Source organism: Phycicoccus ginsengisoli (assembly GCF_054779295.1).
This window is the reverse complement of sequence record NZ_BAAGYN010000010.1, coordinates 14,422-30,098: the sequence shown is the minus strand read 5'-3', so window position 1 is coordinate 30,098 and position 15,677 is coordinate 14,422. Positions and strand designations below refer to the sequence as shown.

Below are 15,677 nucleotides of genomic sequence, written 5' to 3'. Positions count from 1 at the left end.
TCCGGACTTGTCGAGAAGCCTTGTGTCGCATGGGGATCCCGCACAGATTCGGCCCGGGACGACAGCCGTCGCCCCTGCCCCCATGCAGGAGAAGACCATGCGCAAGCAGCTCCTCGCCGTGGCGCTCGCCGCCACGGCGACCACGGGCCTGGCCGCCACCGCGGCCACGTCCGCCTCGGCCGTCCCACCCCGCGCCCACGCGGCGCGAGTGTGCAGTGCACCGACGTCCCCCACCGTCGCCGCGTGCGACGCCCTCAAGCTCGTCGACGACCACGGCACGCCCGTGGGCCCCAGTGGCAGGACCGTGACCCCGGCCGCCATCTCGGGCAAGACGCCCGCGGACATCCAGGCGGCGTACAAGCTGACGGGGCTGTCGTCCGGTGGTCGCACCGTCGCCATCGTCGACGCCTACGGCTACGCCAAGGCCGAGCAGGACCTTGGCGTCTACCGGTCCCAGTTTGGACTCTCCGCCTGCACCACCGCCAACGGCTGCCTGAGGATCATGAACCAGACCGGTGGCACGAGCCTGCCCCGCTACGACAACGGCTGGGCCCAGGAGCAGGCGCTCGACCTCGACGCGGTGTCGGCTGCGTGCCCGAGCTGCAGGATCGTCCTCGTCCAGGCCTCGTCGTCGAGCCTCACCAACCTGGGCGCCGCGGTGAACACGGCCGCCAAGCAGCCCGGCGTCGTGGCGATCTCCAACTCCTACGGCGGCGGCGACCTCGCCGACAGCAGCTACGGCAGCTACTACAACCACCCGGGTGTCGCCGTGACGGCCTCCACCGGTGACAACGGCTACCAGGGCGGCAGCTTCCCGGCGTCGTCGCACTACGTGACCGCGGTGGGCGGGACGTCGCTGTTTGCCGCGTCGAACGCCCGTGGGTGGACCGAGTCCGCCTGGAGCGGTGCCGGCTCCGGCTGCACCACCCTCAACGCCGCCCCGAGCGGCCAGACCAGCGCCATGACGAGCTGCTCCGGGCGCGCCATCGCGGACGTGTCCGCGGTCGCCGACCCGAACACCGGTCTCGCGGTCTACGCACCGTCGAGCAGGTCCAGCTCGGGGTGGGCGCAGTACGGCGGGACCAGCCTCTCCTCGCCGATCGTGGCCTCGGTCTACGCCCTGTCCGGCAACACGGCCGGCTACGCGAACACCCTCCCGTACGCCAACTCCGCGGGCCTGTTCGACGTGACATCGGGCAGCAACGGCAGCTGCGCCTCGTGGTGCACGGCAGGCAGTGGCTGGGACGGCCCGACCGGCCTGGGCACCCCGAACGGCACCAGCGCCTTCTGAGGACCGCCTGACCCGTCAGGGCCGTCCCGGGCCCTGACCGACGGGACGACCACGGCCCGCCACCGACCCGGTGGCGGGCCGTGCTGCCGTGACGCCGGGACGTCGTGCCGCCGACGTCGTGCGGTCTCGGCAGCGGCCCGTCGGCAGCGCCGGTCGCGCCCACCGGGCCTTCCGGCCCTGTCGGCGCCGTCAGCCCGACCTAGGTTCGAGTCGGGGAGCCTGCACGCAGGCGATGGGGCGCATGGCGCGGCCGGGTGGGACGACGACAGGAGGATTTCCATGGCGACGGTCAAGCAGCTGCACACGCGAAGCATCGACATCGATGCGCCCGTGAAGAAGGTCTTCGGCTACGTCCAGGACCCGCACCACTTCTTGGAGGCGTTCGACGAGGAGTGGCGGCGCCACATGGCCCTGGCGGAGGTGCACCAGACCCCGGACGGGGTGGGGTCCACCTTCCGGATGATGGGCCGGATGCTCCTGCTGTTCCACGTGGAGTGGGTGTTCACCCGTCAGGAGTACGTGCCGACGAGCGCATCGTCGACCACGCGAACACCGGTGGGGTCTGGACCTCGACCGTCGAGCCCGAGGACGGTGGGACGAAGCTGACGATGTCCTTTGGCTGGACCTTGAGCGTCCCCTTCGTCGGCGAGCTGATGGACCACGTCGGCTGGAACGGCGACCGGGACCTCGACACGGTGCTGGCCAACCTCAAGAAGGCGATCGAGTCCTGACCCGGAGGGCGGCGCCCCACCTGGGGCGGCCGGCTCCTGTGGGGGATGTGGAGCGGGTGACGAGAATCGAACTCGCGTAGCCAGTTTGGAAGACTGGGGCTCTACCATTGAGCTACACCCGCGCGGCCCCGCGACGGCGTCGCGAATCCGAGGCGTTAGCCTAATGGCCGCGCTCCGCTGGGATGAAATCGACACCTGCGAGCGACGGGGTATGGCGCAGGTTGGTAGCGCGTCCGCTTTGGGAGCGGAAGGCCGCCGGTTCAAATCCGGCTACCCCGACACGACAACGGAGCTTGCGACGCTGTGTGGCGGGGAAGCCGGATGCAGGGAGCCGGAGCGGCGCGCCGAGGAACGAGGCGCGACCGCGACGGCGGCTCCGGCTACCCCGACACGACAGCGGAGCTTGCGACGCTGTGTGGCGGGGAAGCCGGATGCAGGGAGCCGGAGCGGCGCGCCGAGGAACGAGGCGCGACCGCGACGGCGGCTCCGGCTACCCCGACGGCCGCCGGGCAGTTCAGACGAGGTCGGCGCGGAGCTCGGTGACCCGTCTCCCGGCGGCCAGGCCCTTGGCCTCGAACCCGTCCCGCGGCCGCCAGGCTGGCCGCTCCCCCTCGGTCACCCGGAACCGCGGATGGGCCGCGAGCTCAGCCCGGGCGTGCCCGGCATACACCTCGTGGTCGGTGGCCACGAGCAGGTGTCCGCCGGGTTCGAGCCGGGAGGCGACCAGGTCGAGGGTGTAGGGCGCGACGAACCGGCGCTTGGCGTGCTTGGCCTTGGGCCACGGGTCGGGGAAGAACAGGTGCACGGCGGCGAGCGACCCGGGGGTGACACGGTCGCGCAGCAGCGCGACGGCGTCGCCCTGGTGCAGCCACAGGTTGCCGACCCCGCGGCGGTCCGCCTCCGCGAGCATGCGCGCGAGCGCAGGGGTGAACACGTCGACCGCCAGCAGGTCGTGCTCGGGGTGGGTCTCGGCATACGCGACCGCCGCCGCACCGTGCCCACAGCCGATCTCGAGCACCACCGGCGCCACGCGGCCGAAGGCGACAGCCGGCTGCAGCGGCCCGTCGGGGATCTGGTGGCGCGGGAACAGTGCCTCCACGCGCTCGAGCGTCAGCGCCGACAGCCGCCCGCGTCGTGCGTTGTAGCTGCGCACGTGCCCCGTCTCGTCCACGTCCCCAGCGTGGCAGACCACTGCGGGCGCCCTGGTCGCAGCCCCGGGGAGACGAGCCCGTCCGCGTGACGGACCCCACGTGATAACCATTCGTTATCTGATCCATAATGGGAGTATGCGCATCTCCCGGTTCCCCAACATCGTCGACGACGTCACCGTCCGGCTCATCGCCGGTGTCGTGCTCGTCCTGGGCGTCCTCGCGCTGGCCGCGCACCAGTGGTGGCTGTATGCGGTGCTGGCCGCCGACTTCGTGCTGCGGGCCGGCTGGGGTCCCTCCGCCAGCCCGGTCGCCCGGTTCGTCGGCCGCTTCGTCCGCCCGCGCGTGGCTGCCGCGCCGCGCTACACGGCTGGTCCGCCGAAGCGGTTCGCGGCCACCATCGGCGCCGTGCTGACCCTGGCCGCAACCGGGTCCTGGCTCGCCGGCGAGGCCGTCCCCGTCGTCGTCATCGGCGTTGTCATGGTGGTCTTCCCCGCGCTCGAGGCGCTCGCGGGCATCTGCGTGGGCTGCCTGGCCTTCGCCGGCCTCATGCGGCTCGGGCTCATCCCCGAGTCGGTCTGCGTCGAGTGCGCCAACATCGGGCGCCGGGCGGCAGCACGCACCACGGCCCAGCCCACCCCCACCGCCTGAGCACCAGCCCCCGGAGGGTCAGCGGCGCCAGACCAGCACGGCCGCACGGTCGTCGGTCTCGCCGGCCCGGGCTGCCGCGCACATCCGGGCGACCATGCCCTCGAACCCTCCGGAGATCATCCGCTCGGCCGTCCCGAGCATGCGGTCGATGCCGTCGCGCAGGTCGCGGTCACGCACCTCGATGACCCCGTCGGTGTAGAGCAGCAGCGCGTCGCCGCGACCCAGCCGGCCCTGGATGCGCGGGAAGCTCAGCCCCTCGGTGACGCCGAGCACCGGCCCCTCGTCGCCCTCGAGCACCTCCCAGCGCCCGGACCCGGCGTTGAACCGCACGGCCGGCGGGTGACCGGCCGACCCGACGCTGAACTCCCCGGTCGCCAGGTCGATCATGGCGTGGGCAGCGGTGGCGAAGCCCTCGTCCCAGGACTGGCGCAACAGGTAGGAGTTGGCCGCGGGCAGGAAGCGCTCGACCGGCATCGAGCCCAGCAGCCCCCCGAACGCCCCGGACAGCAGCAGCGACCGGGTGCCCGCCCCGACCCCCTTGCCGGAGACGTCCACGAGGACGAGCTCGAGCACCGAGTCGGTCTTGCTCGTGACCAGGAAGTCGCCCGAGAACGAGTCGCCGTAGGCGGAGAGCACCGCGAGCTCGGCCCCCCAGCCCTGCGGCAGCGGCGGCAGCTCGCCCTGGGTGCGCAGCCGGTCCCGCAGGTCGACCAGCATCGACTCTCCGAGGGTGCCCTGCACCCCCAACCGGGCCCGGGAGGCGGCCACCCAGAACATCAGGACCATCATGACCACCAGTACCACGAGGGCGCCCACGAGCGTGGTCGGGGCGTCCCGCTGGACGACCGTCACGGCGGCCAGGGCCAGCACGCCCACGTCGACGACCGCGAGCAGGCGCGGCGGCAGGAAGAGCCCCGCCACGACCGCCACCGGCACGTACCCGGTGAACGGCACCACCGACGGCCAGCGGGACATCGACCAGAACAACGCGACGGCAGCGAGCAGCAGGACGGCCATGGTCCCGGTGTTCCCCCAGCGCAGCCACCGGGCGCGGCCGCGCTGGACCCGGGACGCGAGCGCCCGGCGTACGAGCAGCGTCCGGTCGACGTCCACGTGTTGAGGTCCTTCGGCCAGGCGGGGGCGGCGGCCCCGCGACGTCGCGGCTGGGGTGGCCCCTTCCAGCCCCGAGCCACACAGTAGTGGCGCGCTCAGCGCGCCAGCAGCATTTCCACAGATCAGGAGAGCGGCGGAAGCGTCCCCGACGCCTCGTACTCGGACACCATCTCGATCCGGCGCTCGTGCCGCGGAGCCTTCGAGAACGGGGTCGCGAGGAAGGTGCGGACCATGTCCTTGGCCTCCTCCACGGTGTTCATCCGGCCGCCGATCGAGATGACCTGCGCGTTGTTGTGCTCGCGCGCCAGCTGGGCCAGCTCGGTGTTGTAGCACAGGGCCGCCCGGATGCCGGCGACCTTGTTGGCCGCCATCTGCTCACCGTTGCCCGAGCCGCCGAGCACCACGCCCAGCGACTCGGGGTCGGCCGCCACCGCCTCGGCCGCGCGCAGCACGAAGACCGGGTAGTCGTCCTCGGCGTCGTAGGAGTGGGCGCCGTGGTTGGTCACCTCGTGCCCCTCCGCCTCCAGGAACGCGACGAGCTCGTTCAGCAGGTCGTAGGCCGCGTGGTCGCCGCCGATGTGGACGCGCATGGGTTTCTCCTGGTCTCAGCCTGTACTTGTGCGCCTGACTCCTCGGCGCTCCGGTCCTCGCTCGCTGGCGCTCGCTGCGATCCTCGCGCTGTCGTCGTCAGTCGAAGATCGGGCCGACGGTGCGGCTGCGCTTGAGCTCGTAGAAGCCCGGGGTGCCGGCGACGAGGACGCAGCCGTCCCACAGCTTCCCGGCTGCCTCCCCCTTGGGGGCCGGGGTCACGACCGGGCCGAAGAACGCCTCGCCGTTGACCGCGACGACCGGCGTGCCCACGTCGTCGCCGACGAGGTCGATCGCGCGCTGGTGGCTGGCCCGCAGGTCCGCGTCGAAGTCGTCCTTGTCGGCGTACTCCGCGAGCTCCACCGGCAGGCCGACCTCCTCGAGGGCGGGGACGATGACCGTGCTGAAGTCCTTCTCGCCGCCGAGGTGGATCCGGGTCCCCATGGCGTCGTAGAGCGGCTTGGTGACCTCCTCGCCGTGGAGCTTGCGGGCGGCCATGACCACGCGGACGGGACCCCAGCCCTTGTCCATCATCGCCCGGTACTCCTCGGGCAGGTCGCGGCCCTCGTTGAGGACGGACAGGCTCATCACCGACCAGGTCACGTCCACGGGGCGGACCTTCTCGACCTCCATCATCCAGCGAGAGGTCATCCACGCCCACGGACACAGCGGGTCGAACCAGAACTCGGCGGCGGAACGGGTGGTCGATACGTCGGTCTCAACACTCACACCGCAATCCTGCCACTGGCCCCGCGCCGGGTCGCGGCGGGTGGCGGGTGGTCCGGGTGCGCCCCCGACGGGTCGGTCTGCCGTGACAGGATGGGCCGACCCCTGGACACCCACCGCAGGAGCTGTTTGTGCCTGGCAAGAACCTGACCCGCGACGAGGCGACCACCCGCGCCGGCCTCGTGCACGTCGACCACTACGACATCGCCCTCGACCTCACCACGTCCGAGACGACGTTCCGCAGCACGACGACGGTCACCTTCACGAGCGCCCGGCCCGGCGAGGGCACGTTCATCGACCTCATCGCGCCGTCGGTCGAGGCGATCACCCTCAACGGCGAGGCGCTCGACCCGGGCACCCACTTCGACGGCGTGCGGGTCACGATCCCGACCACCGCGGAGCAGAACACGCTGACGGTCGACGCGACCGCGGCATACATGAACACCGGTGAGGGGCTGCACCGCCTCGTCGACCCGGTGGACGGCGAGGTCTACCTCTACTCCCAGTTCGAGGTGGCCGACTGCCGCCGCGTGTTCGCGGTGTTCGAGCAGCCCGACCTCAAGGCGACCTACGGCTTCACCGTCACCGCCCCCGACCACTGGCAGGTCGTGTCCAACTCCCCCTCGCCCGAGCCGGCGCCCGTGCGTGACGGCGTGGCGACCTGGGCGTTCGCCCCGACCGCGCGGATGTCCTGCTACATCACCGCCCTCGTCGCCGGACCGTATGCCGTGGTGCGCGACGAGGTGCAAACGCGCAAGGGCTCGGTGCCGCTGGGCATCTTCTGCCGCCGCTCGATGCTCGAGTTCCTCGACGCCGACAACGTCTTCGACCTCACCAAGAAGGGGTTCGCCTTCTTCGAGGAGGAGTTCGACTGCGAGTACCCCTTCGAGAAGTACGACCAGCTCTTCACGCCCGAGTACAACATGGGCGCGATGGAGAACGCCGGCGCGGTCACCATCAGCGAGATCTACGTCTTCCGGTCCAAGGTGACCGAGGCGATGGTCGAGCGCCGCGGCGTGACGATCCTGCACGAGCTCGCGCACATGTGGTTCGGCGACCTCGTCACCATGAAGTGGTGGAACGACCTGTGGCTCAACGAGTCGTTCGCCGAGTGGGCGTCGACCACCTGCCAGGCCGAGGCCACCGAGTGGGAGAGCGCCTGGACCACCTTCGGCATCGCCGAGAAGGCGTGGGCGTACCGCCAGGACCAGCTGTCCTCGACGCACCCGATCGTGGCGCCGATCCGCGACCTGCAGGACGTCGAGGTCAACTTCGACGGCATCACCTACGCCAAGGGCGCGTCGGTGCTCAAGCAGCTGGTCGCCTACGTCGGCCGCGAGCCGTTCCGCGACGGCCTCCGGGCGTACTTCGCCAAGCACGCCTGGGGGAACACCACGCTCGACGACCTGCTCTCCGAGCTCGAGGCCACCTCCGGCCGTGACCTCGGCGCCTGGTCCAAGCTCTGGCTCGAGACCGCCGGCGTCAACACCCTGCGCCCCGTCGTCGGGACCGACGACCAGGGCCTGCTGTCCTCGGTCGTCATCGAGCAGACCGCGGTGGAGGAGTACCCCACGCTGCGCCCGCACCGCCTCGCCGTGGGCCTCTACGACGTGCAGACCGCCGAGGACGGCACGACCTCCCTCGTGCGCACGTACCGGGTGGAGCTCGACGTCGACGGGGAACGCACCGAGGTGCCGGACCTCGTGGGTCGCCCGGCCCCCGACCTGCTGCTGGTCAACGACGACGACCTCGCCTACGCCAAGATCCGCCTCGACGAGCGCTCGCTCGCCACGGCCCTGGCGCACACCCGCTCGTTCGTCGACAGCCTTCCCCGGGCCCTCGTCCTCGGGGCCGCGTGGGACATGACCCGAGACGCCGAGATGGCCGGCCGCGACTTCGTCGACCTCGTGCTCACCACCCTCGCGGGCGAGAGCAACTCGACCATGCTGCGCACGCTGCTCGGCCAGCTGCGCACCACCTTGGAGATGTACGTCGCCCCCGACCACAGGTCCGAGGCGGTGTCGACCGCCTCCGCACGGCTGCGCGCCCTCGCCGAGGCGGCGACGCCCGGCAGCGACGCCCAGCTCCAGCTGGTGACGACGTATGCCGGGGTGCAGCCGGGCGGGGACCACGCCGTGTGGCTGCGTGGCCTCTACGAAGGCTCCCAGGTCCTCGAGGGCCTTGCCGTCGACACCGACATGCGCTGGACGCTGCTGACCGCGCTGGCCGGCGTCGGCGCCGCCAACGAGGACGAGGTCGACGCCGAGAAGGAGCGCGACAACACCGCCACCGGACGCGAGCGTTGGGCCCGCGCCCTCGCGGCGATCCCCACCCCCGAGATGAAGGCCGCCGCGTGGCGGCGCGCGGTCGAGGAGGAGGGTCTGCCCAACTCGGTGATCGAGGCGATCGCCCTGGGCTTCGGCACGGTGCACGACCTGTCCCTGCTCGAGCCCTACGTCGCGCGCTACCACGAGATGCTCGACACCGTGGAGTCCAAGGGGTCGCACGCCATCATCGAGATCCTCGTGACCGGCTTCTACCCGATGGCGCTGGCCAGCCAGGAGCTGCACGACGCGACCCAGCAGTGGCTGGACAGCCACCCCGACGCCCCCGCCGCCCTGCGCCGCCTCGTGGTCGAGAACCGCGACCCGGTCGCCCGCGCCCTGCGGGCCCAGGCCCGGGACGCCGATGCTTGAGCAGTTCGTCCACGAGCTGACCCGGCTGACCTGGCAGGGGACCCTGGACTGGTTCCTCGGCACGCCGCTGCAGATCGTCGTCGTCATCCTCCTCGCCCTGGTGGCGCGGTGGGTGCTGCTGCGCTCGATCAGCCGGACCGTGCAGGTGACCCTCGCCCGGGCGGACGCCCGCCGGGAGCAGGAACCGGGCCGGACGCGCCGCGCCATCGCCTCGGCGACCGGGACGGCCCTCGAGCGGCACCGCCAGCGGACGCTGACGATGGGGTCGCTGCTGCGCAGCATCGTCACCTTCGTGATCGCGCTGATCACCATCCTCACCGTGATGCAGATGGTGAACATCCCGCTCGGGCCGGTGCTGGCCTCGGCCGGGGTCGGCGGCGTCGCGCTGGGCTTCGGCGCGCAGAGCCTGGTCAAGGACTTCCTGTCCGGCGTCTTCATGATCCTCGAGGACCAGTACGGCGTGGGTGACGTCATCGACACCGGTGAGGCGATCGGCACCGTCGAGGAGGTCTCGCTGCGCGTCACGCGGCTGCGCGACGGCCAGGGCGTCGTCTGGTACATCCGCAACGGCGAGGTCGTGCGGATCGGCAACAAGAGCCAGGGCTGGTCGACGGCGCTGGTCGACATCCCGGTGAGCTACTCCGAGAACCTCGAGAGGGTGATCCCCCTCATCCGCGACGTCCTGCACCGGCTGGACGCCGACCCGGCCTGGCAGGACAACCTGCTCGAGGAGCCGCAGGTGCTCGGCGTGGAGTCCGTGGTCGGCGCCACGGTCACCATCCGGGTGCTGGCCAAGACCGCGCCGATGCAGCAGTTCGGGGTCTCGCGCGAGATCCGCGAGCGGGTCAAGGCCGCCTTCGACGAGGCGGGCGTCAAGGGACCGCCGATGGCGCCCTTCGCCCCACCTCCGGCCTGAGCCGCGGCGGGTGGGTGACACACTGTGCCGATGATTCCCGCGGGACGGCCGACGAGCTTCTACGACCAGGTGGGCGGCCACGAGACCTTCCGCAAGCTGGTCCACGAGTTCTACCGGGGCGTGGCCGAGGACGAGCCGCTGAGGGCGCTGTACCCGGAGGAGGACCTGGGCCCGGCCGAGGACCGGCTGCGGCTGTTCCTCGAGCAGTACTGGGGCGGGCCGACGACCTACTCCGAGCAGCGCGGTCACCCACGCCTGCGGATGCGGCACCACCCGTTCAAGGTCACCGCGGCCCAGCGCGACCGGTGGCTGCGGCACATGATGGCCGCGGTGGACACCCTCGACCTGGCCCCGGCCGACGACCTGCTCCTGCGCGACTACCTCGAGCGCGCTGCCCACTCGCTGGTGAACTCGCTCGACGACGAGTAGGGGCACGCGCCCGCCCGGCTGACCGGCATACGGCCACGGTGCGCGCCCGATTTCGTCCGGTGGCAGCCATGCGGGAGCATGGTCCCCCGTGACTGACACGCTCTCCACGGACCTCGTCCACCCCGCCGACTCCGCCGACGCCGCCTGGTGGCGGCACGCCGTGATCTACCAGATCTACCCGCGGTCCTGGGCCGACTCCGACGGTGACGGCGTGGGCGACCTGCCCGGCGTGACCGCCCGCCTGGAGCACCTGCGCGACCTCGGCGTCGACGCGGTGTGGTTCAGCCCCTTCTACACCTCCCCCCAGGCGGACGCCGGCTACGACGTCGCCGACTACCGCGAGGTCGACCGGCTCTTCGGGACCCTCGCGGACGCGGACGCCATGGTGGCGCGCGCCCACGAGCTCGGCCTCAAGGTGATCGTCGACCTCGTGCCCAACCACACCTCCGACGAGCACGTGTGGTTCCGGGCGGCCCTCGCCTCCGCCCCCGGCTCCCCCGAGCGCAACCGCTACATGTTCCGCGACGGCCGCGGCCCGGCCGGGGAGCAGCCGCCCAACGACTGGCACTCCGTCTTCGGCGGGGCCGGCTGGACCCGGGTCACCGAGGCGGACGGCACGCCCGGCCAGTGGTACCTCCACCTGTTCGACTCCAAGCAGCCAGACCTCAACTGGGACAACGAGGAGGTGCGCGCCGAGTTCGAGTCGATCCTGCGCTTCTGGCTCGACCGGGGCATCGACGGCTTCCGCGTCGACGTGGCCCACGGCCTCGTCAAGGAGCCCGGGCTGCCGGACTACGACGCCGAGCTGCACATCCTCGACGGCGAGCTGAAGCCCGGCGCGCCCAAGCCCCCGATGTGGGACCAGGACGGCGTGCACGAGATCTACCGCGACTGGCGCAAGATCCTCGACGGCTACGGCTCGCCCGACCGGATCCTGTGCGCGGAGGCCTGGGTGCGCCCGCAGGAGCGCGCCGTCCGCTACGTCCGCGGCGACGAGATGCACCAGACCTTCAACTTCGACTTCCTGCAGTCGCAGTGGCGCGCGGCCGACCTGCGCGCCGTCATCGACTCCTCGCTGGAGGCGGCCGACTCCGTCGGGGCCCCGAGCACCTGGGTGCTGTCGAACCACGACACGGTCCGCCACGCGTCCCGGCTCGGCCTGGCGGTCGGCGACCGCCGCCCCAACGGCATCAGCGCCGAGGACCCGCAGCCCGACCGCGAGCTCGGCCTGCGCCGCGCCCGCGCGGCGACGACGCTGATGCTCGCCCTGCCGGGCAGCTCCTACCTCTACCAGGGCGAGGAGCTCGGCCTGCCGGACTCCACCGACATGCCGGCCGAGTTCCGCCAGGACCCCACCTTCATCCGCACCCACGGCAAGGAGATCGGGCGCGACGGGTGCCGCGTGCCGATGCCGTGGGTGAAGGACGCGCCGTCGTTCGGCTTCGGACCGTCCGCGGCGACGTGGCTGCCCCAGCCGGAGGTCTACGGCGAGTACGCCGTGGACCAGCAGGTGGGCGTGGAGGGCTCGACCCTCGAGCTGTACCGCGCCCTGCTGCGCGTGCGGCGTGAGCGCGAGCTGGGCACCGGTGGGCTGCTCGACGTCGCCGGCTACGGCGACGACGTCGTGGCGCTGGTCAACACCGGCCAGGGCGAGCGCACTCTGGTGCTCGCCAACCTCGGCGCCGAGGCGGTGGCGCTGCCCGAGGGCGCGACGGTCCTGGTCGCCTCCGGGCCCCTGACCGACGACGGCCGCGTGCCCACCGACACCACCGTGTGGGCCACCGCCTCCTGACCCAACCCGCGGGGATGGCGCCAGCCGCACTCCGTCTCCTGAGCCGGGCGGCGGCTCGCACGGCAGACTGACGTCGTGCGAGCCGCCGACTTCGCGTACTTCGACGCCCCCACGCCGGTCGGTCTCGCCCACCGGGGTGGGGCCAAGCTCGCCGAGAACGTGCGCCTCGAGAACACCCTGGCGGCGTTCCGGCGAGCCGTGGACCTCGGCTACCGCTACCTGGAGACCGACGTCCACGCCACGGCCGACGGTGTCCTGCTCGCCTTCCACGACGCCGTCCTCGACCGCGTCACCGACCGGTCCGGGCGGATCGCCGACCTGCCCTGGTCCGAGGTGCGCTCGGCCCGGATCGACGGCACCGAGCCGATCCCCCTCCTCTCGGACCTGCTGGAGGAGCTGCCCACCACCCGGCTCAACATCGACGTCAAGGCTCCCGGCGCGATCGCCCCGCTCGCCGAGGTGATCCGGCGCCACGACGCCGTCGACCGGGTCTGCGTGGGGTCGTTCTCCGACCGCCGGCTGCGGGCCGTGCGCCGGCTCGTGGGACCGCGGCTGGCCACCTCCGCGGGGCCGGCGGAGGTGGCGGCCCTGCGGTTCGCGCCGTCGCGCGTCAGTTCCTGGCTCCGCTCCCCGGCCGCGGCACTGCAGGTCCCCACCGGCCACGTCGTCGGCGGCCGACGCGTCGAGCTGGTCACCCCCGAGCTGCTCGAGCGTGCCCACGGCCTGGGCAAGCACGTCCACGTCTGGACCGTCGACGACGCGAGCGAGATGCACCGGCTGTTCGACCTGGGCGTCGACGGGATCGTCTCCGACCGCATCGACACCCTTGCCCTCGTGCTGGCCGAGCGCGGCGTACCCTTGACCCGGTGACCAGCCCCGCACCGACTGCGCGCAGGACGACGGACGGCGACGGTCGCGCGGGGGTGTTCGGGCCGGCATACGCCCTCGTCTCGGTCGCCCTGGTGGCCCTCATCACCGTCATCGCCTTCGAGGGCATGGCCGTCTCCACCGCCATGCCGCAGGCCGCGCGCGAGCTCGACGCCGTGCGGTCCTATGGCCTCGCCTTCTCGGTGATGCTCACCACCCAGCTGCTCGGCATCGTGCTCGCCGGCGTCTGGTGCGACCGTGCCGGCCCGCTGCTCTCGCTGTATGCCGGCCAGCTGCTGTTCGCCGCCGGGTGCGCCGTGTGCGGGGCGTCCGGGTCGTTCGGGGTGTTCCTGCTCGGGCGCGGGGTCGGGGGCCTGGGGGCGGGCCTGATCATCGTCGCGGGGTACGTCGTGATCGGACGGGTCTACCCGGAGTCGTTGCGCCCCAAGGTCTTCAGCGTGATCTCCGCCGCCTGGGTCCTCCCGTCGCTGCTCGGGCCGCCCATCGCGGCCTGGGTGACCACGACGTGGTCGTGGCGCTGGGTCTTCTGGCTCGTCGTGGTCCCGGTGGTCGTCGCCACGGCGATGGTGCTCAGCCGCCGGGCGCAGATCGCCGCGGCCGACGCGGGGGTGGAGGAGTCGAGCCGCGACCACCGGGCGCACACCCGCGCGGCGTGGTTCGGGCTGCTCATCGCCGCGTCCGCCGGCGCCCTGCAATGGGGCACCCACGACCTGTCCGAGCCGCGGCCGGCACAGACCCTCGTGGCCGTCGTGGGGCTGGTCGGCATCGCCGTCGCGGCGCCGCTGCTGCTGCCCGCCGGGACGTGGCTGGCCCGGCGGGGGCTGCCGTCCGTGATGCTGGCCCGGTTCCTGCTCACCTGCTCGTTCTTCGGCACGATCACCTACATCCCGCTCATGCTCGTGAACGAGCGCGGCCAGTCGCTCGGCACCGCCGGGACCATCCTGGCCGTCGGCTCGCTGGGCTGGTCGGCCGGTTCCTGGGTCCAGGGCCGCGACCGCTGGGCGGGACGACGCGACCGGCTCGTCGTCGCCGGCGGGGTGCTGCTCACGGCCGGCCTGCTCGGCGTCGTGGCGGTCACCCACTTCGACTGGCACCCGTGGCTGGTCGCCGTGGCCCTCGTCTCGTGCGGCAGCGGCATGGGGCTGGGCACCGCCAGCCTGTCGGTCCTGTCGCTCACCCTCACGCCGGCCGCCGACCACGGCGCCACCTCGTCGTCGCTGCAGCTGGCCGACGTCCTGGGCTCGGTGATCGGGATCGCGGCGGCCGGGGCCGTGTTCGCCGCGCTGCACACCCGCGCCGGGCAGGACGTGCCGGTCTTCGTCGCCATGTGGCTCGGGCTCAGCGTCGTGGCGGCCTGCGTGGCGCTCGCCGGCTCGCGCATCCGCGCCCGCTGACGGCGCGGGCACGACGTCGCGGGGGCCGGCCGACGACCAGTTCAGGTGGCCGATCGGCGTGTCGGGCCCGCCACGCCGACGACCCGCGCGAGCTGGTCGTCCGACCGCCGCGGGCGACGCAGCCCAGGAGGGCTGCCCCACCCGTGGCCCGCGACCTCTCCCGCACCGCCTCGAGCGGCCGGTGGGTCAGCGGACGAGGACGTGGCCGGCGGGGGTGCTCAGCCGGGTCCAGCGGCCGTGCGTCCACACCACCACCTCGGCGCCGGGCGCACTGAAGCCCAGCGCGTATGCCGCGAACGCGCCCCCCGCGGGCACGGGCGGGGTCGTGGTGGTCGTCCGACCCCACACCTGCCTGCGCAGTGCGCTGACCGCATGACCACCGGCGTCCGCCGGAGCGCCTTCGGCGATCTCCGAGATGCCCTGTCGTGCAATGGCATTCACCTCGTCAGCCGGCACGACGCCGACGCGCTCCCACCCCGACCGCGGCGGCGACAACGCCGCCCACGGCACGCGCACCGTGGTGGGTGGCACCTGCAGCTCGCTGGCCGCACCGTCGCGAGCGACCCGGTCGAGGATGCCGGCAAGGGGCACGGTCGTGTCGAGCTCGGCCGGCTCGGCCAGCGGCATGGCGCGCAGCCCCAGGACGGTCCCCTCACCCATGAGACCGGCGCCCGGGAGCACCGAGACGTAGCCCGCGAGGGTCGTGCCGGAGGCCTGCAGCCGGATGGCTCCGTCCTCGTCGGCGACCTTGGCACGTCGGACGAACGACGCGAGGTCGGACAGGCCCCGGGCGTCGGGGAACCGCAGGCTCGTCATCGACGCCGCCAGCGGAACGGGGTCGGATCGCCGGCGTGCGCCTGCAGCACCGCGCGCAGCGTGTCGTCCATGCGGCGCGGCCGTGCGGTGGCGAAGTCGTAGAGGACCAGCGTCGTCTCGGCGCGAGCGAACACCGTCTGCCCGTCGGCGCCGTCGCGCCCGTCCCGGACCTCGTACCCGAGGTCGAACCCGGCTCCCCCGATCCGGGTGGGCCACATCTCGACGACGATCGGCGCCACCCGGAACTGCAGCGGCGCCAGGTACTCGATCTCGTGCCGCGCGACGAGGATGCCCTCGGACAGCACCGACCGGTCCTGCCCGAACCACTCCTCGAACCCGATCACGCGGGCGTCCTCGAGCAGCCGCAGGAACTGCACGTTGTTGACGTGGCCGTAGGCGTCCATGTCGCTCCAGCGCAGCGGCACGTTGACGCGGTAGCGCTCCGGTGGGGGCGTCGCCTGGTCCTCGGACATGGGGACATCCTCGCAGGGGTGTCGG

The 15,677-nt window shown here is 72.5% G+C and carries 15 protein-coding genes and 2 tRNA genes; 10 read left to right on the top strand and 7 right to left on the bottom strand.

The window, feature by feature from the left end; all coding sequences use genetic code 11:
• The first annotated feature begins 97 nt into the window (after positions 1-97).
• Both ACYVDO_RS15975 and ACYVDO_RS15970 read left to right on the top strand, forming a co-directional pair.
• Positions 98-1,291, top strand: a complete 1,194-nt coding sequence (locus ACYVDO_RS15975) for a S53 family peptidase (protein WP_460937688.1) — start codon at positions 98-100, stop codon at positions 1,289-1,291.
• A 279-nt stretch (positions 1,292-1,570) separates the two neighbouring features.
• Positions 1,571-1,897 (top strand): SRPBCC family protein, encoded by a 327-nt coding sequence (locus tag ACYVDO_RS15970; protein WP_460937686.1) that lies wholly within the window; start codon positions 1,571-1,573, stop codon positions 1,895-1,897.
• A 173-nt stretch (positions 1,898-2,070) separates the two neighbouring features.
• Here the strand turns inward: ACYVDO_RS15970 and ACYVDO_RS15965 are convergent.
• Positions 2,071-2,144: transfer RNA gene (locus ACYVDO_RS15965), tRNA-Gly, on the bottom strand.
• Between the two features lie 83 nt (positions 2,145-2,227).
• Between ACYVDO_RS15965 and ACYVDO_RS15960 the strand changes: the two genes are divergently transcribed.
• A tRNA-Pro gene (locus ACYVDO_RS15960) sits at positions 2,228-2,301 on the top strand.
• Between the two features lie 235 nt (positions 2,302-2,536).
• On the opposite strand, the gene trmB is transcribed toward ACYVDO_RS15960, so the two are convergent.
• Positions 2,537-3,193, bottom strand: a complete 657-nt coding sequence (gene trmB / locus ACYVDO_RS15955) for a tRNA (guanosine(46)-N7)-methyltransferase TrmB (protein ID WP_460937684.1) — start codon at positions 3,191-3,193, stop codon at positions 2,537-2,539.
• Between the two features lie 115 nt (positions 3,194-3,308).
• Here trmB and ACYVDO_RS15950 point away from each other — a divergent pair, with 115 nt between their 5' ends.
• Positions 3,309-3,821: a DUF4395 domain-containing protein gene (locus ACYVDO_RS15950; RefSeq protein WP_460937682.1), complete on the top strand. Its 513-nt coding sequence runs from the start codon at positions 3,309-3,311 to the stop codon at positions 3,819-3,821.
• 18 nt (positions 3,822-3,839) lie between these two features.
• Here ACYVDO_RS15950 and ACYVDO_RS15945 read toward each other — a convergent pair whose 3' ends face one another.
• From ACYVDO_RS15945 to ACYVDO_RS15935, 3 genes are all read right to left on the bottom strand, one after another.
• Positions 3,840-4,934 (bottom strand): SpoIIE family protein phosphatase, encoded by a 1,095-nt coding sequence (locus ACYVDO_RS15945; RefSeq protein WP_460937680.1) that lies wholly within the window; start codon positions 4,932-4,934, stop codon positions 3,840-3,842.
• Between the two features lie 122 nt (positions 4,935-5,056).
• Complete coding sequence (locus tag ACYVDO_RS15940; protein WP_460937678.1) at positions 5,057-5,524, bottom strand: ribose-5-phosphate isomerase; 468 nt, start codon at positions 5,522-5,524, stop codon at positions 5,057-5,059.
• 97 nt (positions 5,525-5,621) lie between these two features.
• Positions 5,622-6,251 (bottom strand): mycothiol-dependent nitroreductase Rv2466c family protein, encoded by a 630-nt coding sequence (locus tag ACYVDO_RS15935; protein ID WP_460937676.1) that lies wholly within the window; start codon positions 6,249-6,251, stop codon positions 5,622-5,624.
• Between the two features lie 128 nt (positions 6,252-6,379).
• On the opposite strand from ACYVDO_RS15935, the gene pepN reads away from it, so the two are divergent.
• From pepN to ACYVDO_RS15905, 6 genes are all read left to right on the top strand, one after another.
• Entirely contained in the window at positions 6,380-8,944 is a 2,565-nt protein-coding gene (gene pepN / locus ACYVDO_RS15930; RefSeq protein ID WP_460937674.1) for an aminopeptidase N, read from the top strand.
• Positions 8,937-9,860, top strand: a complete 924-nt coding sequence (locus tag ACYVDO_RS15925; RefSeq protein WP_460937672.1) for a mechanosensitive ion channel family protein — start codon at positions 8,937-8,939, stop codon at positions 9,858-9,860. The genes pepN and ACYVDO_RS15925 overlap by 8 nt, the downstream gene beginning before the upstream one ends.
• 30 nt (positions 9,861-9,890) lie before the next feature.
• Positions 9,891-10,289, top strand: a complete 399-nt coding sequence (locus tag ACYVDO_RS15920) for a globin (RefSeq protein ID WP_460937670.1) — start codon at positions 9,891-9,893, stop codon at positions 10,287-10,289.
• Between the two features lie 88 nt (positions 10,290-10,377).
• On the top strand, positions 10,378-12,081 hold the full coding sequence (locus ACYVDO_RS15915) for a glycoside hydrolase family 13 protein (RefSeq protein ID WP_460937668.1): 1,704 nt from the start codon (positions 10,378-10,380) through the stop codon (positions 12,079-12,081).
• A 75-nt stretch (positions 12,082-12,156) separates the two neighbouring features.
• The gene (locus tag ACYVDO_RS15910) at positions 12,157-12,951 is read left to right on the top strand and encodes a glycerophosphodiester phosphodiesterase (protein WP_460937666.1); all 795 of its coding nucleotides are present in this window, start codon (positions 12,157-12,159) and stop codon (positions 12,949-12,951) included.
• Positions 12,948-14,363 carry an MFS transporter gene (locus ACYVDO_RS15905; RefSeq protein WP_460937664.1) on the top strand — a complete coding sequence of 472 codons (1,416 nt, stop codon included), beginning with the start codon at positions 12,948-12,950 and terminating at the stop codon, positions 14,361-14,363. Before ACYVDO_RS15910 ends, ACYVDO_RS15905 begins: the two co-directional genes overlap by 4 nt.
• A 186-nt stretch (positions 14,364-14,549) precedes the next feature.
• Here ACYVDO_RS15905 and ACYVDO_RS15900 read toward each other — a convergent pair whose 3' ends face one another.
• The gene (locus ACYVDO_RS15900) at positions 14,550-15,179 is read right to left on the bottom strand and encodes a hypothetical protein (RefSeq protein WP_460937662.1); all 630 of its coding nucleotides are present in this window, start codon (positions 15,177-15,179) and stop codon (positions 14,550-14,552) included.
• Positions 15,176-15,652 carry an acyl-CoA thioesterase gene (locus ACYVDO_RS15895; RefSeq protein ID WP_460937660.1) on the bottom strand — a complete coding sequence of 159 codons (477 nt, stop codon included), beginning with the start codon at positions 15,650-15,652 and terminating at the stop codon, positions 15,176-15,178. Before ACYVDO_RS15895 ends, ACYVDO_RS15900 begins: the two co-directional genes overlap by 4 nt.
• Between the last annotated feature and the right edge of the window lie 25 nt (positions 15,653-15,677).